The organism is Gemmata sp. (assembly GCF_051859125.1).
GTDB lineage: Bacteria > Planctomycetota > Planctomycetia > Gemmatales > Gemmataceae > Gemmata.
On the sequence record NZ_JBHYGG010000090.1, the window covers coordinates 15,602 to 42,352 of the forward strand.

Annotated in this window: 15 protein-coding genes and 1 tRNA gene; 9 read left to right on the forward strand and 7 right to left on the reverse strand. The window is 70.7% G+C overall.

Annotated features, from left to right (window positions below; translation table 11 throughout):
* Positions 1 to 79: 79 nt before the first annotated feature.
* From ACTIGN_RS09975 to ACTIGN_RS09990, 4 genes are all read left to right on the forward strand, one after another.
* Positions 80 to 1,492: a DUF1501 domain-containing protein gene (locus tag ACTIGN_RS09975; protein WP_439623341.1), complete on the forward strand. Its 1,413-nt coding sequence runs from the start codon at positions 80 to 82 to the stop codon at positions 1,490 to 1,492.
* Between the two features lie 186 nt (positions 1,493 to 1,678).
* Positions 1,679 to 2,098, forward strand: a complete 420-nt coding sequence (locus ACTIGN_RS09980; protein WP_439623342.1) for a hypothetical protein — start codon at positions 1,679 to 1,681, stop codon at positions 2,096 to 2,098.
* A gap of 18 nt (positions 2,099 to 2,116) precedes the next feature.
* On the forward strand, positions 2,117 to 4,498 hold the full coding sequence (locus ACTIGN_RS09985) for a PSD1 and planctomycete cytochrome C domain-containing protein (protein WP_439623344.1): 2,382 nt from the start codon (positions 2,117 to 2,119) through the stop codon (positions 4,496 to 4,498).
* A gap of 278 nt (positions 4,499 to 4,776) precedes the next feature.
* Positions 4,777 to 5,598 (forward strand): hypothetical protein, encoded by an 822-nt coding sequence (locus ACTIGN_RS09990; protein WP_439623346.1) that lies wholly within the window; start codon positions 4,777 to 4,779, stop codon positions 5,596 to 5,598.
* A gap of 96 nt (positions 5,599 to 5,694) precedes the next feature.
* On the opposite strand, the gene ACTIGN_RS09995 is transcribed toward ACTIGN_RS09990, so the two are convergent.
* Both ACTIGN_RS09995 and ACTIGN_RS10000 read right to left on the reverse strand, forming a co-directional pair.
* Positions 5,695 to 8,121 (reverse strand): DUF1592 domain-containing protein, encoded by a 2,427-nt coding sequence (locus ACTIGN_RS09995; protein WP_439623348.1) that lies wholly within the window; start codon positions 8,119 to 8,121, stop codon positions 5,695 to 5,697.
* Between the two features lie 230 nt (positions 8,122 to 8,351).
* The gene (locus ACTIGN_RS10000; RefSeq protein WP_439623350.1) at positions 8,352 to 9,617 is read right to left on the reverse strand and encodes a DUF1552 domain-containing protein; all 1,266 of its coding nucleotides are present in this window, start codon (positions 9,615 to 9,617) and stop codon (positions 8,352 to 8,354) included.
* A 363-nt stretch (positions 9,618 to 9,980) separates the two neighbouring features.
* Between ACTIGN_RS10000 and ACTIGN_RS10005 the strand changes: the two genes are divergently transcribed.
* The 3 genes from ACTIGN_RS10005 (at position 9,981) to ACTIGN_RS10015 (ending at position 12,911) form a co-directional block, all read left to right on the forward strand.
* Positions 9,981 to 11,222, forward strand: coding sequence for an RNA polymerase sigma factor (locus tag ACTIGN_RS10005; RefSeq protein ID WP_439623352.1), 1,242 nt, complete (start codon positions 9,981 to 9,983; stop codon positions 11,220 to 11,222).
* Between the two features lie 257 nt (positions 11,223 to 11,479).
* Positions 11,480 to 12,247 carry a YciI family protein gene (locus tag ACTIGN_RS10010; protein ID WP_439623354.1) on the forward strand — a complete coding sequence of 256 codons (768 nt, stop codon included), beginning with the start codon at positions 11,480 to 11,482 and terminating at the stop codon, positions 12,245 to 12,247.
* A 136-nt stretch (positions 12,248 to 12,383) separates the two neighbouring features.
* Positions 12,384 to 12,911 (forward strand): hypothetical protein, encoded by a 528-nt coding sequence (locus tag ACTIGN_RS10015; RefSeq protein WP_439623356.1) that lies wholly within the window; start codon positions 12,384 to 12,386, stop codon positions 12,909 to 12,911.
* 198 nt (positions 12,912 to 13,109) lie between these two features.
* Here ACTIGN_RS10015 and ACTIGN_RS10020 read toward each other — a convergent pair whose 3' ends face one another.
* The 4 genes from ACTIGN_RS10020 to ACTIGN_RS10035 form a co-directional block, all read right to left on the reverse strand.
* Positions 13,110 to 13,334, reverse strand: coding sequence for a hypothetical protein (locus tag ACTIGN_RS10020; protein ID WP_439623358.1), 225 nt, complete (start codon positions 13,332 to 13,334; stop codon positions 13,110 to 13,112).
* Between the two features lie 290 nt (positions 13,335 to 13,624).
* Positions 13,625 to 13,689: transfer RNA gene (locus ACTIGN_RS10025), tRNA-Leu, on the reverse strand.
* 606 nt (positions 13,690 to 14,295) lie between these two features.
* A complete protein-coding gene (locus ACTIGN_RS10030) occupies positions 14,296 to 14,694 on the reverse strand; it encodes a hypothetical protein (protein WP_439623360.1) in 399 nt (132 codons plus the stop codon).
* Between the two features lie 104 nt (positions 14,695 to 14,798).
* Positions 14,799 to 21,617 carry an RHS repeat-associated core domain-containing protein gene (locus ACTIGN_RS10035; RefSeq protein ID WP_439623362.1) on the reverse strand — a complete coding sequence of 2,273 codons (6,819 nt, stop codon included), beginning with the start codon at positions 21,615 to 21,617 and terminating at the stop codon, positions 14,799 to 14,801.
* 474 nt (positions 21,618 to 22,091) lie between these two features.
* On the opposite strand from ACTIGN_RS10035, the gene ACTIGN_RS10040 reads away from it, so the two are divergent.
* Positions 22,092 to 23,489: a tetratricopeptide repeat-containing glycosyltransferase family 2 protein gene (locus ACTIGN_RS10040; RefSeq protein ID WP_439623364.1), complete on the forward strand. Its 1,398-nt coding sequence runs from the start codon at positions 22,092 to 22,094 to the stop codon at positions 23,487 to 23,489.
* Positions 23,490 to 23,977: 488 nt separating this feature from the next.
* A complete protein-coding gene (locus tag ACTIGN_RS10045; protein WP_439623366.1) occupies positions 23,978 to 24,436 on the forward strand; it encodes a hypothetical protein in 459 nt (152 codons plus the stop codon).
* Between the two features lies 1 nt (position 24,437).
* Here the strand turns inward: ACTIGN_RS10045 and ACTIGN_RS10050 are convergent, their stop codons facing one another.
* Complete coding sequence (locus ACTIGN_RS10050; RefSeq protein ID WP_439623368.1) at positions 24,438 to 26,726, reverse strand: hypothetical protein; 2,289 nt, start codon at positions 26,724 to 26,726, stop codon at positions 24,438 to 24,440.
* Positions 26,727 to 26,751 lie beyond the last annotated feature (25 nt).

The window sequence follows — 26,751 nt, forward strand, 5'->3', positions numbered from 1 at the left end:
GAACCGCGCTCGGTACCGGGGTACGCTCCAGTCACTGCCGGATCGCCCGCCTCCCGCTCTCCCTTCCCGGAATCCTGCCATGCTCCGGGTCACCGGTCACCCGTCCGCGGTCTGCAACGGCGTCACCCGCCGCGACCTGCTCCGCGCCGGTTCGCTCGCGGCGCTGGGGGCCGTGGCTTCGCGCCCGCTGCTCGCCCGTGCGAGCAACTCGACCGGGCCGCGCCCGGGGGCCGCGAAGCGCGTCATCCTCATCGACCTGTTCGGCGGGCCGTCGCACATCGACACGTTCGACCCCAAGCCCGACGCGCCCGACGGCATCCGCGGCGCGTTCGGCACCACCGCCACCGCGCTGCCCGGCGTCCGCGTCTGCGAGCACCTCCCGTTGCTCGCGAAGCGGCTCGACCGGCTCGCGGTCGTGCGGACCGTCTCGCACAAGTACAACTCGCACAACCCGTACGGCGTGATGACCGGGTTCGACGGCGGCCAGGACCAGCTCGACTACTTCGCCCGGCCCACGAACCACCCGAGCGTGCCGTCGGTGTGCCAGTACCTCGGCGTCGGCCGCGGGAAGGAGCTGCCCGGGTACGTGGTGCTCCCCGCGTACCCCGGGTACACGCAGGGGCTCCGCCGCGCCGGCCCGTACGGCGGGTACCTCGGCCCGAAGTGGGACCCGGTGTTCGCCACCGCCGAGCGGCACGTCGGTAAGGACACGAGCGCCGACAAGGACTTCTACAACGCCGACGTCACCCCGCAGGGCGAGCCGTGCCTGCCGCGGCTCACCGGCGAGATCACGCTCGACGCCCTCAACACCCGCCGGTCGCTCGTTCAGCAACTCGACACGCACTCCGCGTGGTTCGACGGCCGCAGGGAGGGCGGCCGCCGCGACGCCGCGTTCGACCTGCTCCTGTCGCCGAGGGCCAAGTGCGCCTTCGACCTGACCGGCGAGCCGCTCAAGCTCCGCGAGCGGTACGGCACCGACCTGTTCGGCTCCAGCGTGCTGCTCGCGCGGCGGCTGGCCGAGGCCGGCGTCACGTTCGTCACGGTCCACACCGAGGCGAAGCCGAACGGCCACTGGGACACACACGAGAACAACTTCAACATGCTGCGGAAGCTGCTGCTGCCGTTCCTCGACCGCGCCGTGTCCGCACTGGTCGACGACCTCGCCGACCGCGGGCTGCTCGACGAGACGCTGGTCGTGGTGACCGGCGACATGGGCCGCAGCCCGAGGGTGAACGGCAAGGCCGGCCGCGACCACTGGCCGCAGTGCGGGTTCTGCCTGTTCGCGGGCGGCGGCACGCGGCCCGGGGTGGTCCACGGCACGAGCGACAAGATCGGCGCGTTCCCGGTCGACCACCCGGTGTCGGCCGGGGACCTCGCGGCGACCGTGTACCACCTCGTCGGCCTCGACCCCGAGGCGATGGTGCCCGACCACACCGCCCGCCCCATTCACGTCTCGCACGGCGGCCGCCCCGTACGCGCCGTGCTGCGGTAATGTTTCGTCGAAGCGACTGAAGGGGAAGCGATGGCGATACGAGGGAAGGACTACCAACCGCCGAGCCCGGGGCCGCTTCGACTGAGAGAGTCTGTGCGGTCCGCTCTCTACTCGCTACGTCACTTCACCGAGGTCTGTGACGCCACCCGGGGGCCGCTCCGGGCGCTCCCGCCTGCTGAATTGAACGTGGCACTGGTGGCTGCTGTTGAGGAAGCGTTAACGTGCTGCCTGCCGGATGAGGCGCTCGCGTGTGTCGCGAACTACGACGATAGTTTAGGGGACGACGATTTTGTACTCGGCAGCATCGTGGACAACACTCACCTGGCATGGAAGCGGGGGTGCCCGAAGGATCTCGTCGCCGTGGGGCGGCAAGGGGACTCCCTTGCTTTCTATTGCGTCTCTCGCTCTGGTCCCCGCGACCGGGGGGTCCAGCTCGTGGACCGGGACAACCTCGACGGGAGTTTGAACTATTTTGACCTGGGCGAGTGGCTGGCCCGCATCGTCGAAGGCCGACAGGAGTTCTTGTCGGAGGATCACCCGTCGCTCATCGAGTGGGCACCGTCTCAGACCGAACTGGCTGCGTTTATTCCTTCTCTGGTTGGGTAAGCACTTCGGAACTCCACCATGCGATTCCTCGCGCTCCTGCTCCTCGCCCCGCTCGCGCCGCACGCCGCCGCGGCCGAGCCGGTCGACTACCGCAGGGACATCAAGCCGCTGCTGCAGGAGCGGTGCTACGCCTGCCACGGGTCGCTCGCGCAGAAGGGGAAGCTCCGCGTCGATAGCGGCGCGAACATGCTCAAGGCCGGGGCGGTCGTGCCCGGCAAGCCGGCCGAGAGCGAACTCGTCAAGCGCATCACCGCAGCGGACGACGAGACGCGGATGCCGCCCGAGGGCCACCCGCTCAAGCCCGAGCAGGTCGCCAAGCTGACAGCGTGGGTCGAGCAGGGCGCGAAGGTGCCGGCCGACGACGCGCAGGAACCGGACCCCCGCGACCACTGGGCGTTCCGCCCGCCCGTGCGGCCGCCGGTGCCGAAGGGGGGCGCGAACCCGATCGATGCGTTCGTCGCCGCGGAGTGGGCGAAGCGCGGGCTCGAACCCGTGAAGCCGGCCGACAGGCGCGTGCTGCTCCGCCGCGTCCACATCGACCTGACCGGCCTGCCGCCGACGCCCGCACAGGCCGAGGCGTTCCTGAAGGACACGTCGCCGGACGCCTACGAGAAGGTGGTCGATCGGCTCCTCGCGAGCCCGCAGTACGGCGAGCGCTGGGGCCGGCACTTCCTCGACGTCTGGCGGTACTCCGACTGGTGGGGCCTCGGGGCCGAACTCCGCAACAGCCAGAAGCACATCTGGCACTGGCGCGACTGGGTCGTCGAGAGCTTCAACGCCGACCTCGGGTACGACGAGATGGTCCGCCAGATGCTCGCGGCCGACGAGTTGTACCCGACCGACCCACAGAAGCTCCGCGCGACCGGCTACCTCGCCCGGCCGTACTTCCTGTTCAACCGTACGACGTGGCTCGACGAGGTAGTCGAGCACACGGGCAAGGGGTTCCTCGGCCTCACGTTCAACTGCGCGAAGTGCCACGACCACAAGTACGACCCGTTCAAGCAGAGCGAGTACTACAACTTCCGCGCCGTGTTCGAGCCGTACCAACTGCGGACCGACCTCGTGCCCGGCGAGCCGGATGCGGCGAAGAACGGCGTCCCGCGGGCGTTCGACTGCAACCTCGACGCGAAGACGCCGTTCCACGTCCGCGGTGACGAGCGGAACCCGGACCCGACCCGCACCGTGGTCCCCGGCGTGCCGCAGTTCCTCAACCCCACCGGGTTCAAGATCACCGCGGTGAAGTTGCCGCCCGAGGCGTTCCAGCCGCTGCGCCGCGCGGAGATCGCCGAGACTCTCCGCAAGCCCGCGGGTGCGAAGCTCGCTGCTGCGAACGACCGGCTCGCGAGGGCCGAGGCGGTCGTGAGCGATCGCGCCGCGTTTCTGGCGTGGGCGGCGCTCCCGGCGCGCGCCGCGGCGAGCGCCGCGGACAAGGAACTGGCGGCGCTGGCGGCCGCGATCAGCGACCCGTCGAAGGCCGGGCCGCCGCTCGGGTCGGTGAAGTCGGCCGAGTCGAACGTCGAGCCGGCCGCGTCGAAGGCCCGGCCGTTCCCGGACACGAGCACCGGCCGCCGCACGGCGCTCGCGCGGTGGCTCACCGACCGCCAGAACCCGCTCGTCGCGCGAGTGGCCGTGAACCACCTCTGGTTGCGGCACTTCGGCACGCCGCTCGTCGCCAACGTGTTCGAGTTCGGCCGCAAGGGCACGCCGCCGACGCACCCCGAACTGCTCGACTGGCTCGCGGTCGAACTGATGGAGAACGCGTGGAGCTTCAAGCACCTCCACAAGCTCATGGTCACGAGCGCCGCCTACCGCCTGTCGTCATCGAGTGCCGGCGCCGGGGCGAGCGCGAAGGCGGACGGCGAGAACCGCGCGCTCTGGCGCATGAACCCGATCCGCATGGAGGCGCAGGTGGTCCGCGACAGCCTGCTGCACCTGACCGGCGACCTCGACCCCGCCCGCGGCGGCCCGCCGGTGCCGATGGCCGCGCAGGACGCGAGCAAGCGCCGCTCGATGTACTTCTTCCACTCGCACAACGAGCACAACAAGCTGCTCGACGTGTTCGACAACGCGAACGTGCTCGACTGCTACCGCCGCACCGAGAGCATCGTCCCGCAGCAGGCGCTGGCGCTCTCGAACAGCCGGCTCGCGATGGCCGCGGCCGCGAAGCTCAACGACCAGCTCCACGCGCGCCTCGGCACCGCCGGCGACGCGACGTTCGTGGCGGCCGCGTTCGAGGCGGTCCTGGGCTCGTCGCCCACCAGGGACGAACTCGCGACGTGCCTTGACGCGCTGGCGGAACTGCGTGCGGCGCTGAAGGACGCCAAGGACGCACCGAAGCGCGCCCGGTTGCAGGTGGTCCAGGCGCTCATCAACCACAACGACTTCGTGACGGTGCGGTGAAGCACCGTGGAAAGTCCGAGCGGCACAACGAGACGGTCGCGCGGCAGGGGCCGTTGACCCCGGCTCGGCCGACGCGGAACCTCCGCACCGCGGTGGCCCGGTACGGGATCGGCACGGTTCGCGGCGGCGGGGGTGAAGACGCCGGCCGGGTAAGCGGGCAAAACCTTGCCGGTCGCGCCGCCGCCCGACCGCCCCTGACCGGCGAAGGGTGGGGGTTTTCCTGCACCGGGCCTCCGAGCGGGTTTACGATGGTCGTCAGACCCCGGAAGGAGGCGGACATGTTGGCGCGCCGCTGGGCTGTCCTCCTGCTCGCACTCCCCTCCGGCTGCACCGCCGGGCCGGACCGGCCCGTGACCAGTGCCGCCCGGCCGGCACCGGCACCGGCACCGGGCCGAGCGGTGGCGGTGGTCTTCTGCGCCGACGGGGCCGGCGGCCTAGGGGAAACCACCGACACCCTCGCGCAGGTGGTCGCCGAGGAGCGGGCCCCGCTGCGGGTCGAACGGGTCGAGTGGTCACACGGGGAAGGTCGCTTCATGCTCGACCACCTCGACTCCCGCAACCTGCAACTCAAGGGGGAGGCCCTGGCCCGGGAGGCGCGGCAGTGGCAGGCGCGCTCCCCCGGGTGCCGCATCTGCTTCGTCGGGCAGAGCGCCGGCTGCGCCGTGCTGCTGCTCGCCGCCGAGGCCATGCCCCCCGACAGCGTGGACCGGGTGGTGCTGCTGGCCCCCTCGGTGTCGTCCCGCTACGACCTGAGGCCGGCCCTCCGGGCCACCCGCGAGGGCATCGACGTGTTCTACAGCGAGCGCGACTGGTTCGTGCTGGGGCTGGGCATGGCCCTCTCGGGCACGACCGACCGGCGGCTCCCCCCGGTGGCGGGCCGCGTCGGCTTCCGCTACGTCGCTGCTGGCCCCGGCGACGAGGCCCTTTACGCCCGGTTGCGGCAGCACCCCTGGGGCCCCGAGGTGGAGCAGACCGGGCGCACGGGGGGCCACTACGGGTCCCTCGAAGACGGGCACGTGCGGGCCCGCATCCTGCCGATGCTCGCCCCCGACCGACGTGCCGCCCCTGGTCAATCGGGCGGCCCACTTCCCGCGCGGTGAACGCTCGGGCACCACCGTCCCGCCTCCCGAAAGTCTGCCCGGTGGAACGACGGGATGGGGTCAGGGAACTCGCCCGGCCCGCGCTCCGCCGGCGGGTCACTTCGATCGGAACGTCTCGCTCTGCACCACGCCGTGAACGAGGGCGCGGAGGCCGTAGTCCTCCCCGGCGGCCCCCTTCACGATCGCCTCGATCGCGGGCTGGTCGAGCGGCGTCGCGGGCTGGCCGGTGGCGTAGGTGAGCAGGTGCCGCGTCACGCCGCGGGCGAGCTGGGCGGGCTCCCTGGCCAGCACCTCTCGCAACTGCTTCACCCCAGCGAACGCCCTGCCGTCCGGGGTCACGCCGGTGGCGTCCACGGGCAGCCCGTCCTTCCACTTCGCCTGGCCCTTGGCGGTCGGGGTCCCGGCGGTGCGGTAGGCCGTCCGGAAGTTGCCCATCACGTCGAAGCTCTCCAGCGCGAAGCCGTAGGGGTCGAACTTCGCGTGGCACGCCGCGCACGACCCCTTGCCGCTGTGGAGCGCGAGTTGCTCGCGCAGCGTCTTGGCCCCGCGGGTGTCGGGATCGACCGGGTCGATGTTCGCCGGCGGCGGCGGGATCGGCGTGCCGAGCAGCCGCTCCGCGACCCACACGCCGCGCTTCACCGGCGAGGTGAGCGTGCCGTTGGCCGTCACCTTCATCGTGGAAGCGTGGGTCCAAATGCCGCCGAACGGCGACTCGGCCGGCAGGCGCACCTCGCGGACGGCGAAGCCCTCCACGCCGGGGATGCCGTAGTGCTTCGCCAGCCGCCCGTTGACCATCGCCCACTGCGGGGCCACGAAGTCGCGGACGCTCAGGTTCTTGTCGAGCATGTGGCGGAACGTGGCCTGCGTCTCCATCACGCTGGAGAACTTCAGCAGGTCGTCGTACTCGGGGTACAGGTCCCGGTCGGGCGTGGTGTTGTCGATGCCCCACAGGCCGAGCCACTGGTCGAGGAAGTCCTTCACGAACCGCTCGGCCCTCGGGTCCTTCAGCATCCGCTCGGTCTGCGCCCGCAGCGCCGCGGGGTCGGTCAGCGTGCCCTTGCGGGCCGCGTCGAGGAGGTCGTCGTCGGGGGCCGAGTTCCACAGGAAGTACGACAGCCGCGAGGCGAGGGCGAAGTCGGTCAGCTTGCCCGGCCGCTCGACGACGCAGAGGAAGTCGGGGGCGGTCATCATCGCGGTCACCTCGCTGACGAACGCGGCCCGCAACGGGCTCCCGGCGTCCACCGCCTTCAAGTAGCTCTTCACGCTGCCCGAGAGTTCGGCGTCGGTCAGGTCGCGGCGGAACAGCCGCGCGCCGATTCGCGCGAAGCTCTTCTCGGCGACGGCCTGGAGTTCGTCGCGGGGAACCATGGCGGTCTTCAGCGTCGCGTTCTTGGCGAAGGCCGTGCGGACGGCCGGGGTCATGTCCGCGGTGAACAGCCGCTGGCCCGGCAGCGTCTCGTCGAGTTCCTCGACGTCGACCCACTGGAGCGCCATGCCCGGCCCCTTGCCCAGCACCGACGCCTGGGTGTTCTTCGGCACCGGCACGCCGAGCCCGAGCGGGATGAGGCGGATGCCGTCGCCGCTGGGGCCGTCGCTGTCGCGGCCCGTGCGCAGGTAGACGTCCACCTCCACGACCGCGGGCTTGCCGGGCGGGATCTCGATGATCTTCACCAGGTCGAGGATCTGCGGGTACGCCCAGACGTGGCCGGCGTAGATCCCGACCGGCAGCGGCTTGTCGGTCTGGTACCCGTAGGCCGAGACCTGCAGGCGGTGCATCCCGGGCTTCTGCACGCCGGGGAACCCGTTCGCCTTCTTGCCGTCGGGGCCGTCGCCCCGCGCCAGCGGCCCCGACGTGGTGTCGGTGTTGAACGACACGTGCGACCCGTCCGGCAGCTCCAGCAGGTGGCCCTTGGACTGCTCGCTCGGCCGCGCCCACAGCCGGTAGCTCGCCCTCTTCTCGGGCAGCTCGAACATCCGCGCCACCATGTCGTCGGCGACCTTCAGGGACGCTTCCGTCGAGGCGGTCGAGAACGGCAGCGCGGCGGCGACCTTGTCGTAGCCGTCGACGCGGCCGTCGGACGGCATCAGCCGCACCACCGGCGGGCGGACGCCGAAGACGTCCTGCACGGTGTTCGCGTACTCGGTGCGGGACAGGCGGCGGAACTTGCTCCGGCCCTCCAGACGCTGCTGTTCGATCAGCAGGGTTGAGAACTCGCCGCGGACCCACGCAGCGAGGGCCTGCTTCTCGGCGGGCGTGAGCGGGTCCGAGCCCTTCGGCGGCATCGTGCCCGCCTCGACCCGTTCGAGCACGGAGAACCACTGGTGGCTCTGCGAGCGGAGTTGGTCGAGCGTTCGCGGCCCGGCGAGGTCGAGCTTGGCCTTCGGCTTGTCCCCGCCGTGGCAGTCCGTGCAGTGCGCTTGCAGCACCGGCACGACCCGCTTCTGGAACGCGGCGGCCGCGTCGTCGGCCCGCGCCGCCGCGTGAACCGCCAGCACCGTCATCAGGGCGAGAGCGTATCGCATGTCCGGCTCGTTGGATGGAAGGAACTCGTAACCTGGCGAGCCGGCAGCGTACGCGACCGGAGTTCAACGAGAAGCGAAGCGATGGCACGCGGACGACGCGGATGAAAGGCAGGATCGAAAACCGATCAGACGAAATTCGTTCTTTGAAATCGGCCTTGCCTGATCCTCTTCATCCCGTCTTCGATCCGCGTCGTCCGCGTGCCGTCGCTTCGTCTTCATGAGCCGGGCGCTCAGCCCAGGTCCGCGATGGTCCCGGTGCCGGAGCCGAACTTGTCGGTCGCCACCCCGAACTTCTGGAGCATGCTGACGTACAGCTTCGCCAGCGGCGTGTTGTTCTTCACGTCGCCGGCGATGTGGCGGCCGTGCTTGTACCCGCCGCCGGCGAGGAGGATCGGCAGGTTCGTGGTGCCGTGGCCGCTCGCGTCGCCGAGGTTGCTGCCGATGAGCACCTGCGTCGAGTCGAGCAGGCTGCCGCCGCCCTCCTTGGCGTCCCGCAGCGACACGAGCAGGTCGCGGAACGCCGCCACCTTCGCCTTCTCGATGACCTTCAGTTGCTCGATCTTGGCGGGGTTGCGGCCGTGGTGCGAGAGGCCGTGGTGCCCCTCGCTGATGCCGGGGATCGGCGGCTTGTCGTCCGAGCCCCGGATGAAGATGGTCACGACGCGGGTCGAGTCGGTCTGCACCGCGAGCCTGGCGAGCTGGAACAGCACCTTCGCCCGGCCGATGCTGTCGCTGCGGTCCGAGAACGGGCTCGGGAAGCCCTCGGTCGGGGCCGGCTCGCTCACCTTGGGCTTGGGCCGGTTGACCCACGCCTCCTCGGCGACGAGTTGCTTCTCCAGGTCGCGCACCGCCTCGGTGTAGTCGGCGATCTGCTGGCGGTCGATCTGGCTCACCGACTTGTTCAACTCGCCGAGCCGCCCCTTCATGCGGTCGAGCACGCTCTGGCCGCGCCGCAGCCGGGCGAGTTCCTGCTCCACGTCGCCCTTGTTCCCGGCCAGGAACATGCGGGCGTAGATCTGCGACGGCAGCGTGAGGGCGGGGACGCCCGCCCCGGTCGGCGTGTACGACAGCGGGCTGCCGTCCAGGGTGCCGAGGGTCATGAGCGGGAACCGCGTCGCGCCGGCGACGTGCTGGGCCGCGACCACGTCGAGCGACACGGTGTTGCGGAACCCCGGCCGCGTCGGGTGCTTGGCGCTCGTGAGGAAGCACGCCTCCGAGGCGTGGTCGCCGCCGATGTCGGGGTGCGAGATGCCCGAGAAGACGGTGAACTGCTCGCGGAGGTCGCCGAGCACCTTGAGGTACTCGCTGGCCTCGTAGTCCTTGCCGGCCGCGGCGGGGAAGAACGCCGGCCCGTACAGGCCGAAGCTGGTGCAGACGGTGATGATCCGCTTCGGAGCCGCCTTGTCCTGCCCACGTGCCAGCGATTCGAGCCACGGCAGCGCCAGTACCGCCGAGCCGGCTCGAAGAACTTGCCGTCGCGACACGATCGGATTCACGGGAACTCCACGTTCGGAATGGGGAGATATCAGGGGATTGCCCGCGAGTCGCGAAATTGGACACTCGACTCATCTTAGCGAGCGGCGAGGCGTAGGCCCGCCGGTGAAACACCCCGGGATGAGAAGCCACTTGACCTCGACAACACCGAAGACGCCCAGCCGCACAGGAAGCGACCGCCCCCGCGGGATGGCGGCGACGAGGAAGCAGCACGACCGAGGAGGCGACGAGATGAAGAGACCCGAACTGCTCCCGCAACAACTGACCTTCCGGCCCCGCCGCGGTGGTCGGTACCCTCTCCCCGCCACCCACCGCCCCGGCGCCGCTTTCGGGCCGCGGGGCACTTGTACCGAGGCGACCCGGCCGTGACGGACCCGACCGACGTGCCCGCACTGATCGACGCCACCTACCGGGCCGAGTACCGCCGGGTGTTCGCCACCCTCGTCCGGTTGCTCCGGGACTTCGACCTCGCCGAGGAGGCCGCCCACGACGCGTTCGCCGCCGCGGTCGAGCGGTGGCCCGCCGACGGGGTCCCCGACAACCCCCGCGCGTGGCTCGTGTCGACCGGGCGGTTCAAGGCGATCGACGCGATCCGCCGCCGCGCCCACCTCGCGGCGGTCCGGCCGGAGGTGGCCGACCGCATCGCCGCCGTCGCCGGGGCCAACGCGACGCGGGACGCCCGCCCCGTCGAGGACGACCGGCTCGCCCTCGTGTTCGCGTGCTGCCACCCGGCCCTGGACCGCGCCGTGCAGGTACCGCTCACGCTGCGCGAGGTGTGCGGGCTCACCACCGACGAGATCGCCGCCGCGTTTCTCGTCGCGCCCGCGGCGATGGCCCAGCGGATCGTGCGGGGCAAGGCCAAGGTCCGCGACGCCGGCATCCCGGTCGCCGTCCCGGACGGGGACGACCTGCCGGAGCGACTCGGGTCGGTCCTCGCCGTCGTGTACCTGGTGTTCAACGAGGGGTACTCGGCCACCGCCGGTCCCGCCCTGACCCGGGCCGACCTGTCGGCCGAGGCCATCCGGCTGGGCCGGCTCGTGGCGGACCTCCTGCCCGACCCGGAGGCGGTCGGCCTGCTCGCCCTGATGCTCCTCCACGAGTCCCGCCGCCGCACCCGCGCGACCCCGGGCGGCGACATCGTCCTGCTCGAGGACCAGGACCGGGGGGCGTGGGACCGCGGCCTGATCGCCGAGGGCCAGGCGCTGGCGGAGCGGGCGCTGACCGGGGGCCGGGCCGGATTCTACGCGCTCCAGGCCGCGATCGCCGCGGTCCACGCCGGGGCGGCGACCCCCGCGGCGACCGACTGGGTGCGGATCGCCGCCCTCTACGACGCCCTCCTCGCGGCGAACCCGACCCCGGTGGTCGAGCTGAACCGGGCGGTCGCGGTGGCGATGCGCGACGGCCCCGCGGCCGGGCTCGCCCTGGTCGACCAGATCCTCGGCCGCGGCGACCTCGCCGGGTACCACCTGGCCCACGCCGCCCGCGCCGACCTGCTCCGCCGCCTGGGGCGGACCGGCGACGCACGGGCCGCGTACACGCGCGCCCTGGAGCTGGCCCGCCAGGAGCCGGAGCGCCGGTTCCTGCGGAAGCGCCTGGAACAGTTGTGACGGCCGCGGCCGCTCTTGAAATTCTTGGGACACGCAGGAAGTGGCCGGCGGGCCGCCACGGAGGGCGGCCCCTACCAGAGATTTGCCTTTGGTTTGTAGGGGCCGCCCTCCGTGGCGGCCCGCGCGGGGCGAACCATGTCCACACAGTGACGGGCGCGCCGCGGTGCGCAGAAAAATAAGCGGGCGGCGTGTCGATCCGCGGCCGCACCGTTCGACCACTGGGTGAATCACGGGCCGGACGAACACGGGAGGGGACGATGCGCTACCTGTTCCTCATGTACGGGGCCGAGAGCAATTGGACCGACGCGGAGCGGCGGGAGTGCGTGCTGGAGTCGTTGGCCGTGTGCGACGACCTCGCCGCCCAGGGGAAGCTCGTTGCGACCGCCCCGCTGCACCCGGTCGCCACCGCCGCCACCGTGCGGGTCCGGGACGGCCGGCCGCTCGTCACCGACGGGCCGTTCGCCGAGACGATCGAGCAACTCGGCGGGTACTTCCTGCTGGACCTCGCGGACCTCGACGAGGCCATCGCGGTCGCGGCCCGGCTCCCGCCGGTCGCGAAGGGGGCCGCCGAGATCCGCCCGGTGCTCTGCGTCGACGGGCTGCCGCCCGAGCGCATCGCCCCGTTCGCCGCACCGGGGGCCGGCGGCACCCCGTACATGCTGCTGTGCTACGACGACGAGGGCGCGTGGGAGCGGGCCGGCGACGCGGCGCGCCGGGACGCCCTGTCTGCGGCGGTCGGCCTGTGCCACCGGCTGAGCGCCGACGGTCGCTACGCGTTGGCGTCCCCGCTGCACCCCGCGGCCACGGCCACCTGCGTCCGGGTCCGGAACGGGGTCCGGCACGTCACCGACGGCCCGTTCGCCGAGACGCACGAGGTGCTCGGCGGGTTCTACGTGGTCCGCGCCGAGTCGCGGGCCGCCGCCCTCGCGATCGCCGCCGAGCACCCCGGGGCGGCGCGGGGCTCGGTCGAGGTCCGCGCCCTCGTCGACCTGTCGGGCCTGCGGAATTCTCAACCCGCGGCGTGACCCGGTGTCGATCCCGGCCCCGCCCGTTCGACCAACTTGCACACGACGGGCCGCCCGCTGCGGCCCGACGACTGGTACACCCCCCCGCGCCGCGGGGTCGGTGCTTCGTTCGCCCTGTTTCTGGGAGGTTGATACGATGCGACGGATGCTCACAGCCGGCCTGGTTCTGATCGCCCTGACCGCCACCGGCCGCGGGGAGGACCCGCCCGCCAAGGCGGCCCCCGCGCACCCCGGCCTGGAGCGGCTCAAGGGGTTCGCCGGCACCTGGGTGGAGGCCGACAAGGACGGGAAGCCGACCGACAAAATCGTGTCGGTCGTGCGGGTCACCGCGGGCGGGTCCGCGGTCCACGAGACGCTGTTCCCCGGGCAACCGCAGGAGATGGTCTCGGTGTACCACCTCGACAAGGGCGAGCTGGTGATGACCCACTACTGCGTGCTGGGGAACCAACCCCGGATGAAGGCCGACCCGAAGGCCCCCGCGAACCAGATCCGGTGGGTGTTCGCCGGGGGCACGAACCTGGACCCGGCCAAGGACGCCCACATGCACGGGGCCACGGTCACCGTCATCGACGCCGACCACATCGAGATCGCCGGCGAGGCGTGGGTCGGCGGCAAGCCGTCCGATGACCACTGCGGGAAGATGAGCCTCGTCCGCAAGAAGTAACAGCGGCAGGAGTCCGAAACACGGGCGCGGGGCCGGGGGCCAGACCCCGGCCCCGCGTCACGTTACCCGCTCGATCGAAGAGCGAACCCCGGAACGGGGTGCCGGTCGGCTCAGCCGACTGCGTGGTGTGCTGTTGAGGGGCCTGCGAGGGGAGCGACGCGAGCCCGGCGGGTGTGCTGAAGAACACCGGCCCGCCGCCTACGCCCGGACCTGCAATTCGATCTCGAGCGGGCTGCCGCCCGGACTCGACTCCGTTCGGGCGTGGGCACGTTGTTGCTGCCGCCGCTTCACCGCGGCGACCAACGCCCGCGCGCTCCGCAGCCGGTCCTCGAGTTCCGGGGACGGGACGTCGCCCTGGTCGATGACCTCGTTGCGAACGTCCTCGAGTCGATCCAGGTGGGACCGCAAATCGGCGTAGGTCATGGGCGACCACGGGATGGGGCTGGGGGCGGGAAGCTCGGCCGATACTCAGAGAACGAACCGGCCTGTCGCGCTCCCCGCGTCGCTCCCGTCCCCAGCGATGCCCGGAACGGGGCCACCCTCGGCCAGTCCGGGACCGACGACTCCGAGGTTCGCGGCCCCTACAGGGCGAGGACGGTTGAGGATTCGTGAAGATAACGAGGCGTCGGAGAGCGGCGGGGCCACTCGTCCGAACGCCTTGGAATCTCAAGACTTGGGAGCTTCTGAGGACGATCGGGAGCGATCAAGGGGAGAGCCGCCTGTGAGATTTGAACTCACGACCCCCGCTTTACGAAAGCGATTTTCTGAGTCTACTGGCGTCCACTACCGCCCGCGGCATCCTACGAACGTAGGAGAACCGGTATCTACTTTCCACAGGTGTCCACCGACGGCCGCCGTGTAAGGTGGCGTTAAGGTGGCGGGGTTGAAACGCGGGCCTCCAGCGATTGCTTTAACTGGGAGGTTGGCGATTTCCCAGGAGCCAACCCAAGCTGAATGGCGTGTGAGTAGCCCCGTGCCATCTAACGGTTAAGCCTCAAGGGATGTTTGCTTAATCCGGTCTATACGTGGTAGTCGATCGCGATGCGGGCAGCCCACATCCGGCCGGAGGTGCCGGGTGGCGTGGGCCGGGGTGGGCCGGAAGGACTTGGGGTTGGGACGCATGGAGCCCTGTTGAGATGGAGGTGGCCACCTCCATCTCAACAGGGCTCCATGCGTCCCACATCTCGCCTACGCCCAACTTGAAGCCGCTGGATTTTCCCCGGCAGGACCAGACCATATGATGGCGGGGAGCGGGGCGGCCAGGACAAAAATATCTGCGGAGCGTGCGACGCGCAGGTGCCGCAACGGCCGAAGACGAGAGCCAACCCGTGATCGCTCCTAACCTCGACTCGTGTCGATTGGTGTTCGGCGCTTGCACTCAATCTTATGGCTCTCCAAGCGATTCGCCGAGCTTGAAGTAATAGTCGGCTTTCAATCTACGATCCTCCTCGGGGAGATTTGAACCATTAATTAGATGATAATTGGCTAGATTCTGAGCGGCCGCCTTGCTGCCTAACTCGGCGGCACGCGCTAGAAGAGTCTCGCCCCGGAGGCGGGAGCTCTCTTGTGCTTTCCATACCGCGGATTGCTCTGCGCCGGAAGCGGTGCTCGTAAATTCCATATATTCGGCTTCGGTATCAAATAGGTGCATGCCATATAGATATAAGCAACCCAGTGCAACCAAGCTATCGAGATTATCAAAATCGCCCAATTGCTCTATTATTGCTGCGGCCTGACGGTACCGGCCACTCTGGTACTCTTGTCGCCAATCTAAATTTGTCATAGGACACGCTCGAGATCATGTGTTGCGTCGATCACTTGTGGGCAGCACAGAGACAGCGTTTGATGTACCATTCCTGAACCGCACGCGAGAATCCTTCCACATTGTCAGCATTTTGGTGCCGCGCCCCAGCCCGGTGGGGGATCTTTCGGCAGAAGTCTGCGGTCCGGAATTGGATCGAGGAACTTCCAACCGTCAGGCATTACTCCCGGAAAATTCCATAAATATGGTACATTCCCAGTTTTTGGGTCGGAGCCGGCGCAGGGCCAATCCTCAGGGATGACGTGCCCCGATACAATAACTTGGCCAACTCCGGCGCACTTGTAAATGCATTGCTTCCAGCCTCTGGGGACGATGGGGCTCTGTGCGCTAGTTAATGTTGATAGAAGACAGCAATGGTTGGACTTGTCCACATTCTGTGGCGCAGGATCAGGAGTTGGCGACGGATTCGCACTTGGGGGCGTGGACGGGCTCTTCACTCCACAAATGATTGATCCTCGTGATGGCGAAGAGTATCCCGGTAGGGGGGGAGACGCCAGAAGAGGTGCAGCCATAGGATACGGCTCCAAGGCGCGATTGCCGTAGCCATCCACTACTGGATTAAACAGGCGGTTCCGTTCATACAGGCTCATGGAATTTAATTCGTAAGGCTTGTAAGCGTACGCGGGTGGAAGAACCGACGCCGATGGCGCTGGGCCACCACCTGGCTGAGTGCCCGGTCTGTTGGGGTCGATCGGGGGGCGGTAGATCTGTAGCGTCGGAGCCGGCCGCGCCAGTGCCGGTCGCACGGGAGCCGCCTGCAACCCGCTCGGATCCAGGCCCGAAATCGGCCCGTTCCCAACGAAAACGTAAAGGTTCACGTCACCTGCCGCGAACCGGATCGGATCGAGGCTGACCCACCGGCCCAGGGTGGGGCTGTACCACCGGAACCGCGACTCGTTGAGTCTGCTGGTGGCGTCGTACCGGAATCCCTGGAACCCGTACGCCCAAGCGTAACTGCTTCCTGCGCCCCGCACGGCGTAGCTCGCGTCGTACACGGTCTGGACGCCGAACGGGTCGTAGGCGTACCGCTCGACCACGGTGCCGGTGCCGTCGATCAGGGCGGTCACGTTCCAGTTGGCGTCCTGGGCGACCCACAGCCGCTCGTCCAGGGTGCCGTTCGCATCGGTGTCCCGGTCCCGCAGGACCAGCGCGTCCACGTACACCGGGGACCACACGTACCGGGCCGCGGTGTTCGCCCCGACCTTCTCCTCCAGCACCTGCCAGTCGGCCGAGTAGTACAGGTCCGTCGTCGTGCCGCCCGCCGTCCGCGTCACCCGCCGGCTCAGCCCATCGTACCCGAACGTCTCCAGGGTTGTCCCGCCCGAATTCTTCACCGCCACCAGCCGGTTCCACGCGTCGTACACGAACTGCCGCCCGGTCTCGTCGCCCGTCATGTTCCCGCTGGCGTCGTACGTCGGCGCGGTCGCCCCGCCGATGCTCGTCACCTCGTTCTGCTTGTTCGCGGTCCGGGCCTGGGTTGCGCCGTTGGTGGTCACCGAGTCCCAGTTCCCCGTTGCGTCGTAGTCCCAACTCTGGCTGCGGGCCGCGGCCCCGGTCAGTCCGGTCTTGGTCCCGTTGAGGGTGCCCCGCTGGAACGACGCCAGTTGGTTCAGCGTGTCGTACCCGTACAGCTCGCCCGACGCCAGGTTGGTCAGGTTGTCGCGGAACGTGCGGTTGGAGTTCTCGTCGTACCCGTACTGGAACCGGTCCACCGCCGCGCCGGTGCTGGTCTTGAGCCACCGCTGGTCCACCACCCGCCCGAACCGGTCCAGGCCCGTGTACTGGTCCCCGGCGTCGCCATTGGGCTCGGCCCCCTGCTTGACGTACGTGAGGTCCACCCCGGGCAGCAGGTGCGCCCGCCGCACCACCGTGCCCAGCCCCAGGAAGTCGTAGCTCTCCAGCGTCCCGGTCGAGTCGGATAGCGACGACAGGCGGCTGATGGAGTTGTTCAGGCCCGACGAGTAGTTGGACGTGACCGCGTACCCGGACGGGTACGTGAGCGTCGTCTGCCGCGACTGGTTCGCCGTCCCGCTCGCGTTGAAGTTGTACGCGTACTGCACCTTGGGCGTCGTCGAGGTGACAACCGCCCCGCTGTGCGACTGCCACTCGGTGATGAGCTGCCCCAGGCCGTTGTAGTCCCGGAGCACCTCGTTCACCACACTCCCGGCGCTCGCGGCGTTGTAGCTCGTCACCTTGACCGCGTTGCCCTGGCCGTCGTACGCGGTCTCGACCCGCCGCACCGCCCCGTCGACGCCCGCCCCTAGCGTGGTCACCGCGTCGCTCACCACCCGCCCGAGCACGTCGTAGGTGAGGGTGTGGACGCTCCCGTTGCGGTCGGCCGCGGTCCGCGTCTGGCCCAGGGCGTTGACCGTCACCGTCTCCTGCTGGGTCGCGCTCGCCGCCCCGGTCGTCGCGTCCGGGTGCCGGGTCGCCGACACCACGTCGTTGGAGTCGACGCTGTTCCCGCCGCCCTGGGTGACCCCGTACACCCACTGCGTGGTCTGCACCCCGCCCCCGGTCAGCGCCACGGTCAGGCTGGTCATGCCCACCGAGTTGTAGGCGTACCCCACCGTCTTGTTCGACGTGTCGGTAATCGCGCCGTTGGTGAACGCCTCGACCGTCTGCGTCGCCCGGCCCAGCGCGTCCGCGTACGTGCGGCCCACGATGCCCTTGGGGTCGGTTGCCTCGAACGGCCCGCCCGCGTCCCCGCCGGCCGAGAGCGTCGCCACCGCCACCGCCGGCGAGGAGCCGCCGGTCAGCCCGGCCCCGCTGGCGGTGAGCTTCGCCTGCCACTTCCCGGCGAGCGTGCCGGCGAACCGCACCTGCCACCCGCCGCCCGGTGCCGCCGTCACCACCGCGTTCCCGGCCCCCACGCTCGTCAGCGCCTGGAGCGCGGTCTGCACCGTCGCCGCCGAAGCGTTGTAGGCGATCGCCGCCGTCGTCTGCCCGCCGAACGACAGGGTGAACGTCCCGCCCGTGGGCGCGCCGGTCAACTTCACCGTCTGGACCGCGTCGGCCGCGTACCCGTAGCTCGCCACCAGGGCCGTCGCGCTGCGGGTCGGGACCGTGCCCGGCCGGGTCCACGCGGTGCCGCCGTTGGTGCCCACGTCCACCGCCGCGGTGAGCCGCCCGGCGTTGTCGTAGTAGTACCCGGCGGAGCTCACCCGCGCCCCGACCCCGCCCGACGGCGAACCCAGCGCCCCAGTCCCGCTGGCGTTGTGGAACCGCTCCCGGACCGTCGAGGTCAGTGTCAGCCCGTCCTTGTCGTACGCGGCCTCGGACTGCGTCACGACCGTGTCGCCGGTCACGTCGTCGGCGTCGGCGTACCCCGCATCCCCGCCGCCGTCGGTCGCGTACGACGTCGTCACCCGCCCGGCCCCGTCGATCACCGCCTTCTGGACCAGCCCGTTGGGCGCCGCGGTCTTGATGGCGTACCCGCGGCCGTCGTACCACACGTCGGAGTGGAGCGAGTTGGTCGACACCGCCCCGGTGGTCGGGTTGACCGAGAACGTGTCGCACCGGTAGACCCGGCCCAACTCGTCGTAGCTCGTCGTCGACTGCGCCCGCAGCAGGCCCGAGCTGAGCGGCTGCGGCACGCCGCTGGTCACGGTTGGGGTGACCCCGTCCGCATCGTACTGGCGGACCTTGGTGACCTGGTTCAGGTTGTCGTAGTCGCTGTACACCAAAGGGCGGTTGGCCGCCGTGCCCTCGGTGGTCTCGACTCCGGCCTTGACCGCCACCGCCCGGCCCCGCCAGTCGTACCACGTCTGCGTCACCCGGTTCGCGGCCCCGCCCCCGGGGACCTCGGTCACCTTGGTGAGGTTGCTGATCCCGACCCCGCCCCCGTCGTACTCGTACGCGGCCACCTTCACCGTGTTCGTGCCGGCCAGGTTGGTGGGCGACCAGAACCCGGTGGTCGGGGTGTCGTCCGTACCCACCCAGTCGCTCACCCGTCGGCCGAGCCCGTCGTACTCCGTGCGGGTGATCGTCCCCTCGGGGCTCGTGACCTTGTTTTTTCGGCCATAGTGGTCGTAGCCGTACCGGATCCGGTAGTAGTTCACCCCTTCGGTGCCGAGGTTCGCCGCGGTCGAGTAGGTCACCCCGCCGAGGTCGAAGTAGGCGTCCGCGGACACCACCTGGCCGAACGCGTTCACGTACGACCGAGACAGCGACTGCACCTGCCCGACCGACTCGGCCCCCGTGGGCCGGCCGCCCGAGACGGCCGGGGCCGCGGTCGTGGTCAGGGTCTCGGTGTACCCGCGGGCCCGGTCCTCGCGGGTCACCACGGTCGGCCCGGTGGGCGTGTTGGTGCCGCTGTTCCATCCCTGATAGGACCGGACCTCGTGGGCCGCGTCGTTGTACACCGTGTAGTTGACCCGACCCTCGGGCGTCGTCGCTTTTGTCACCCGACCTTGAGCGTCTACCTCGTAGGCCGTTGTCAGGTGCAGCCCGCCCCCCGACGGCGTGGCCCATCCGCTGGGTAGGTTCGCGAACGTCCCGGTCTGGGCTGTGTCCGCGTCGGTTATCGTCTTCACCACTGCGCCGGTCGCCGGGTCGTACTGAACGTAGGTGATGAACCCGCTTGCGTCCTTCATCCAGACCGGTCGCCCGTGGTCGTCGAACACCGACGTCACGGTGCTGACGCTGTTCGAGCCGTTCTGGGCCGTAGTGACGGTCGGCAGGGTGGTGGTGACGGAAACGACCTCGTTCGTGCCCGTGACGAACGTGTACGCGTAGCTAGTCGTCTGCCCCCCGGTCCCGTTTTCGTTCCGGTACAAGGTGTCGGTGGCGAGGTGGAAGTAGATGCCCGAGGCCGCGGCCCGGAGGTAGTAGGCCCACGCCCCCTGGGGCACCGCGGTCCCGGTCTCCCCCTGCCGGAGGTCCGCCTGTTTGAGGTAGCCGGCGACGTCGCCCGGGGCGCCCGCCAGAGCGGTCGTGGTCGAGCCGTAGGTGTACGCGGTCACCAGCCCGGCGGAGTCGCTGAGGTACTGGGCGTTGTCGGCGACGTAGTGGACCAGGTCGTCGTACGCCGTGGTGTACCCGGTGACCGCGGACGGGGCGGCGTGCAGGACCACCCGGCCGGCGTCGTCGTACCGGTAGTAGTCGATCCACGGGGCCGGGGCCCCGGCGGGCTGGACCGCCTTCAATATGACGAGCCCGAACGCGTTGGTGAACACCGTGTTGACGGTACCATCGGGGAGCGTCTCCACGGTCCGGGTGGCCCACCCGTTCATGCTCCCGCCGGTCGCGTTGGTCGTGTACGCGTACGTGAGTTCGCCCTGGCCCGCGGTGCACACCGGGCACCCGAGCCCCCCGGCCACCTCCTTGGTGACCCGCCCGGTCCCGTCGTACTCGAAGTAGTTCGCCGCGTACGGGGCGAGTTGGACGTCGGTCGCCCCGGTCGCCGAACCCAGGGTCGCGGCCGCGAGGTCGTACCCCGGCCCGGAGACGATGTACTTGAGCGCGCCGGCGTACCCCCCCGAGCCCGTCGTCTTGTAGTACCGGTAGTAGTCGGTGTTCAGCACGCTCCCGGCCGGGTCCTTGACCACGGCCGTCTTCAGGTCGCCCGGGTTGCCGTTCGCGTCGCCCGACCCGTAGTAGGTGTACTCGACCGACCGGACAGTCGCCCACGCCCCGGCCCCGACCCGCCGGCGCTGCGTGACCGACGCCAGTTGCCCGGCCGTGCCGCCCGAGCCCGAGTAGGCGTACAGGTACGACTCGGTCTCGGTCGTGGCCCCACTCGGGACCGTCTTCTGGATCTCGGTCGCCCGCCCGTCCGCGTCGGACGAGACCACGGTCACTACGTTACCGGCCGCGTCCTCGTACCCGGCGAACCGGCCCCGCTTCCCGGCCGCGTGGGTGGCGGAGAAGTCGTAGAACGTGACCCGCGCCCCGGTCCCGTCGGTCAGCACGAACACGTGGTTGACCGTGTCGTGGGCCAGGGCGGTGGCGTCGGCCCGGCGGGCGACGTACCCCCCGCTGACCGTGTCGAAGAACCGGGCCGTGGTCCCGTTGGAGACCTCGACGATCGTGTCGTCGTACCCCGCGGCGGCCTGAACGAGGAACGGGTTCTGGGACAGGATCCAGCCGTTGCCCGCGTCGGGCCGGGCGGCGGCCCCGGGCGCGTTGGTCCACGTCCGCTGCACGCCCCACGGGACCCCGAGGCCGCCGCTCAGGTCGTCGGCCGCGACCGTCACGACCCCGTCGGCGTACCGCACCGGGCTCCCGCCCGATCCGGACGGGGGCGGGGGCTTGACCGTGGCGTCGGCGACGAGGTCCTGGGTTGGGCACGGCGGCGGCGAAGTCAGCAGGAACGCGATCTTGGTGAACAGGCCGGCGTCGTCGTCGGTAATGGTGTTGGGGATGACGTCGGCGACGGGGTACAGCGTCGAGGCGTTGAAGGTGTACACCAGGGCGCCGTCCGGCCCGAGGTTGGTCACGTTCGAGATGCGGATCCCGAACGTCTCGGTCGGCTCGGGGGCGGAGTCGTTGACGGCCGTGGCGGCCGCGGGGACGAACTGGAAGTAGCCGTTGCCGGGGTTGAGGGTGACCGTGCCCCCGGCGGCGGTGAAGTCGGCCCCGGTTCGGGCCGACCCGTCCACGGCCTGGTAGTCGAACGTGATCGTCCGCCCGTCGGTCGGCGCGGTGCCCGAGAGGTAGATGCACATGTACGCGGTACTGGTCGCGGGGCCCTCCTGAAGCCCCCGCGTAAAGATGTTGATCTGGAAGCTCAGGAGCGCCCGCTCCTCCAGCTCCGTCAGCGCGAGCCGCGTCCCCGCGGGCCGGGCCGCGGACCCGGGGAAGCGGCCCCGGGGGAACGCGGCGAGGAGGAGGTCCTTCGCGGACCGAGCGGTCCGCGCCAGGCGGGAGAGGGGATCACGCACGGTGCTGCCCGTTGAGGTGGGAGAGTCCAGTTTCGCCTGGGCGGGGCAGGGGTGGATTCTTCCAAAGGCGGCGGTATTGTCAAGTGAAAATTCGCGACTGTCATTCTGTGGGCGAGCGGCCCGGAGGCCGGTGACACGTGATTTTCAGCGAAGGGAAGATGACCGTGAGTCAAAAATTCTTCCCGACCGGATCCACCGATTGACAGGCGACGGCACGGGTTGGGGCAAGGCCGGCGCGGGCGCCGTATGCCACCGCCGCGCCGGGTTTCGCAGCAAAACCGGACGGCGGGAGGCCCGTTGGCACGCACGAGATGTGTGACACCTCACCACACGCACGGCGCTCGTCCGGAATGCGGTGGGTTTTCACGCGACTTCGCGGGCCTTATCCTGACGCTCAGGTGGTCCCCGGCGGGTCGGGGGGCGCGGCCCGGACCGCCCCCCGGTGACCACGCCGCCGGGACCGGGAGGGCGACGATGACGCGGCCGGGCGTGTCCCTGACGATGGTGGTCCGCGACGAGGCGTCGAACCTCGGCGCGCTGCGGGCGCTGGCCGGGGTGTTCGACGAGGTCGTCGTCGTGGACACCGGCTCCACCGACGGCACGCCCGACGTCGCGCAGGGGCTCGGGGCCCGGGTGGTCCACTTCCCGTGGTGCGACAGCTTCGCGGCCGCCCGGAACGAGGCCGTCCGGCACGCGACGAGGGAATGGGTGTTCCGGCTCGACGCCGACGAGCGGGTCGACGCGGGCGAGCGGGACGCGCTCGCCCGGCTCCTCGGCGGCCTGGGCGGGGACGCGGCCGGGTACGAGTTCCGCGTCCGCCACGACCTGGGCGGCCGGGAGGTCGAGGGGCGGGAGGTGCGGCTGTTCCGGAACGCCCCCGGGGTCCGCTGGGAGTACCGCGTCCACGAGCAGATCCGGCCGGCGATCGAGCGGGCCGGCGGGCGGGTCCGGGAGGCCGGGGTGGCCATCCGGCACCTCGGGTACACGGACGCGGCCGAGCGGCACCGGAAGCTCGTCCGCAACCTGCGGCTCCTGGAGCTGGACCGGGCGGACTCCCCGGACGACGGGTTCCTGCTGTACTACCTCGGGGCCAGCTACCTGGAGCTGGGGCGGGCCGCGGACGCGGTCGCCTGCCTGGAGCGGGCGCACGCCCAACCCGCGCTCCCCGGCGCAGTCGGCCCGCGGGTGTACGCCCTGCTCGCGGGGGCGGCCCTGGCGGCGGGGCGGCCGGGCGCCGCGCGGGAGTGGTGCGAGTGCGGGCTCCGGCGGTACCCCCGGGACGCCGAGCTGACGTTCCTCGACGGGGAGTTCCGCCTCGGGGCGGGCGACGCGGCCGGGGCCGAGGCCCAGTTCCGGGCCGTCCTGGGCGGCGGGACCGAGTTGTCCGGGGCGTGCCACGACACTGATCTGTGCGGGTACAAGGCCCGCCACGCGCTGGCGGCCGCGTGCGGGCCGGGCCGCCCCCGCGAGCAAGAGGAACTCTGGCGGGCCGTCCTCCGGGAGTGCCCGGGCTTCCTGCCAGCGTGGCTGTCGCTGGGCGAGCTGTACGCGGCCGAGGGGCGGTGGGCCGAGGTCGCCGAGGCGGCGGCGGCGATCGACCGGGCGGCGCCGAGCGGCCCCGAGGCCGCCGTCCTGCGTGCCCGTGGCTTGGCCGGCCGCGGGGAGCACCGCCGGGCCAAGGACGTCCTGCGGAAGTACCTGTCGCGCCACCCCGACGCGCTCCACCCCCGCCTCGTGCTCGCCCAAGTTCTGATCCGCGAGGGCCGGGACTGGGCCGCCGCGGAACGGGCCGTGGACGGCGTCCTCGCACGACAGCCGGACCACGCCGAGGCCCAGCGGCTGCGCCAACTGCTCGCCCGGCGCCGCCCCTGAACCGATGGGTCGACGAGCGCCGCCGGCAGCTGACGGCCGCACCGTCCCGACCCGGGTGGCCGAGGCGGCGCGGGCCGTGCGCGACGGTCGGTTCGACGTCTTGCACGGCCGGGAGGTGGGGACCGATGCCACCAACGACTTCATGCCGTTCTTCCACCCGGCCCCGGTCCCGTGCGCGACGTGGGGGGCGGTCAGCACCGGCAACCCGCGGGTCGACTGCGACGTGTCGTCGGCGCTGCGGGAGCCGCCCGAGGCGGCTGCCCACGAAACCGAGCGGCTCGTCAACCGGCGTCGCTGCCGACGTGCGACGAGTGGCCCCCGGCCGCCCCGGTGCTCTAGCCCGTTTTGGGCAGATGTCGTCCGTCCTGCCCGACACGGAGAGTTGCTGGCGGGCCGCCGGGCGAAAGGTTAAACTGCCCCACACGAATTACCCAGGGGCAGCCTCGCGGGCCAGGCCGCCCCACACACCCGCCCGCAGGGAGCGCGTCATGCGCGCGGTACTACTGGGCGTGGCGATGGTGGCTTGTGGTGGCGCGGGCGGACAAGACAAGACGAAGGATTACAAGGCCCTCGACCAGGACGCCACCAAGGCGTTCGCTGAGGGCAAGTACGACGAGGCCGCGAAGACCTGGCGGTACATCTACAACGACTACCCGCGTGGGGCTCTCGGGAGACTCCCTGCCAACGATCCCAGGTTCATTGCTTGGCAGCGCGTGTTTTACTCAGCGGTCGTGCGGGAGGGGCTTTCGAAGAAGCACGCACTCCTCGCGAGCGACGACGCTGCGAAGCGGGCGACCGCGGACAAGGTGTTCGACGCCGCGGTTGAAGATGCCCGGGACCGGATGACAAGCACCTCGATCCCGAAAGCGGAACAGGACAAGCTCGTCAAGGCGGCGACCCAGCCTCTCCTCGACGCCCTGAAGAAGAAGGACGCCGAGAAGAAGTAATTCATCCTGGGGGAACGCCTGCGGTCGCCGCCCGCACCGCGCCGGGCTGTGGTGCCGGCGGCTTGAAGTCCGGGATGGCGGCCCGCGCCCGCTCCAACTGGTTGGCGATGGCCGCGGCGGCGTTCGGGGGCAGGTTCTCGGCGCGGCGGCGGGTCCAGTACGACGGCACCGCGATGTTGATCTCGCTGTTCGCGCTGGCCCGGGTCACCGGCCCGCTCCCGCCGATCGACCACTCGACCTGGTGGACCAGCCCGTCCGGGTCGATCGGCTTGATGCCGATGTACTGCCGGCCGTCGCTCTCGGGCATCTGGTACCGGGCCTGCATCCCGTCCAGGTAGTACTTCGCGCGGCCCGTGGCGTCGTCCTCGTCGCCGGACGCGTACTCCCACCCCGTCAGCGCGTTCCGCAGGTGGCCCCTGGGGTCCGGGTCGTCCGTGTACTGGCCGACGACGCCCACCCGCAGGTCGTCGTGGTGCTGCCACTCGGGCGGGGCCGGTCCGCCCAACTGCCGCACGGCCTCCCACCGCACCAGTTCCCCCGTGTCGGCGTCGGACACGGTGACCGCGGTCTCCAGGGTCAGGGCCGCTGGGAGACAGCCCATGCCGTCCGCCAGCGTGTACACGTAGTCGCTGAAGACCACGATCTGCTCCATCGGGTCGATCGTGAACCCGGCGAACACCCGGTCCCCCTGCGCCGTGTTCCACTCGCCGTTCACGTTCCACATCACCTGGCCGCCGAGGTGCTTGAACACGCTCCCGGTCACGGCCGCCGCCTGGTCCCGCGAGTACCCGTTGTAGAACTCCGGCAGCACGCCCCCGATCAGGCCGGGCAGCGGGAGGTTGAAGTTCGCCGGGTTGTTCTTGTTCGCCGCGCCGGGGATGCGCGGCGCGGGCACGACCTGCTCGACCTTCGTCTGCTCCAGGTGGATCTGCTGGCGGCGGAGGACCTTGCCCTTGTACCACGGCAGTTGGTACGGCACCGTGCCGCCGAACGGGTCGATCATCAGGACGCGATAGCACCGGAATACGGACCGGCGGGCCAAGTCTTGAGCCTGGCTGTAGCTCAACCGACCGTTGTCAGAAGCCCGCACGCTCGGGAACGACGGGGGCGGGCAGTACCGCCACGACCGCCCGTTCGCCGGTCCGGCCGGCTGCACCAGCGCGGCCTCGAACTTGGCCGGGGCCGTGATGCCCTGCGCGACGGCCCGGACCGCGAACAGGAGCCCGCCCTCGGTCGCGGTCAGCGTCAGCACCGTCGGCGACGCCGCGGCCGTTAGCACCTTCACGAGGTCCGGGCTCGTGTTGATCTGGGCCGCCAGGGCGGCCAACTTCCCGGCGACGCTTCCGTGGGTCGCGGTGTTCGCGGCGAACGAGAGCGTGGTCCCGATGAGGGAGGCGGGGGCGGGGTTGATGTCCACCCCGAGGACCGAAGGGTTCGTGGTCCCGGTGAACGTGACCGTCGACACCTGGGGCTGGCCCGGCACCCGCGGCGCGTAGCTCAGGTCGTCGATCGGCCGGTAGCTCCCGTCCCACTCCTCGCCGACCGCTTCGAGGAGGAACCGCGTCTGGATGCGGACCGGCGCGCCGGCCACGCCGATCGACACGGGGACACGGGGCGAGTCCACCCCCGCGGTGAGCGACTCGCACGGGCCGAACGGGAGCGGCTCGCCCCGGCCCGTCGGGGTGACCAGGACGCGGTCCTTGTTCGGCTGGTACACGACCCGGCACCCGTACTGGTCGGCGAGCCGGGCCAGCGCCTCGGCCGGGGGCGTGTGGTCCCAACTGGTCGGCGGGTTGGTCGTGCTCTGCGCGAAGTTCTCGCCGAGCTTCAGGAACTTGTCGGTGTCGGCCCCGGCCGCCCGGGGCAGGCCGTCCGGGAGGACCACCTCCCACCCGGTCTCGCCCATCGCGTCGAGGCACAGCTTGGCCAGTTCCATCGGGCTGCGGATGGTCCACGGGACCAGCTTGCCCCGGTTGTCGAGTTGGTTGTAGCTGCCGCTGATCTTGCCGAGGCCGGGCCACCGCCAGCGGCGGTCCTCGATCTCCAGGGTCCACGTCTGGCCCGACGGCCCGCCCTCGCCGGTGAGCCGGCTCACCCGGCAGTCCCGGAGCGTGACCCGGTTGACCCCGTCGCCGATGACGAGGTCGCCGGTGCTCCCGATGGGGGCGGTCTGGGGGTAGGTGGTCAGGATCGCGCGGGCCGGGCTGATGCCGTGCCCGCAGCAGTACGTCAGCGAGGCCACGGCGACCACGCCGGGCCACTTGCACTCTTGGACCAGCGGGTTCGCCACGGGGGCTCCTTGCGAGTGTGAATCG

Bases quoted from the DNA above. Each gene is read 5' to 3' on its own strand.
- ACTIGN_RS09990 (WP_439623346.1), top strand. From the start codon at position 4,777: ATGTTGGCGCGCCGCTGGGCTGTCCTCCTGCTCGCACTCCCCTCCGGC.
- ACTIGN_RS10010 (WP_439623354.1), top strand. From the start codon at position 11,480: ATGCGCTACCTGTTCCTCATGTACGGGGCCGAGAGCAATTGGACCGAC.
- ACTIGN_RS09975 (WP_439623341.1), top strand. From the start codon at position 80: ATGCTCCGGGTCACCGGTCACCCGTCCGCGGTCTGCAACGGCGTCACC.
- ACTIGN_RS10030 (WP_439623360.1), bottom strand. From the start codon at position 14,694: ATGACAAATTTAGATTGGCGACAAGAGTACCAGAGTGGCCGGTACCGT.
- ACTIGN_RS10045 (WP_439623366.1), top strand. From the start codon at position 23,978: ATGCGCGCGGTACTACTGGGCGTGGCGATGGTGGCTTGTGGTGGCGCG.
- ACTIGN_RS10015 (WP_439623356.1), top strand. From the start codon at position 12,384: ATGCGACGGATGCTCACAGCCGGCCTGGTTCTGATCGCCCTGACCGCC.
- ACTIGN_RS09995 (WP_439623348.1), bottom strand. From the start codon at position 8,121: ATGCGATACGCTCTCGCCCTGATGACGGTGCTGGCGGTTCACGCGGCG.
- ACTIGN_RS10020 (WP_439623358.1), bottom strand. From the start codon at position 13,334: ATGACCTACGCCGATTTGCGGTCCCACCTGGATCGACTCGAGGACGTT.
- ACTIGN_RS09985 (WP_439623344.1), top strand. From the start codon at position 2,117: ATGCGATTCCTCGCGCTCCTGCTCCTCGCCCCGCTCGCGCCGCACGCC.
- ACTIGN_RS10040 (WP_439623364.1), top strand. From the start codon at position 22,092: ATGACGCGGCCGGGCGTGTCCCTGACGATGGTGGTCCGCGACGAGGCG.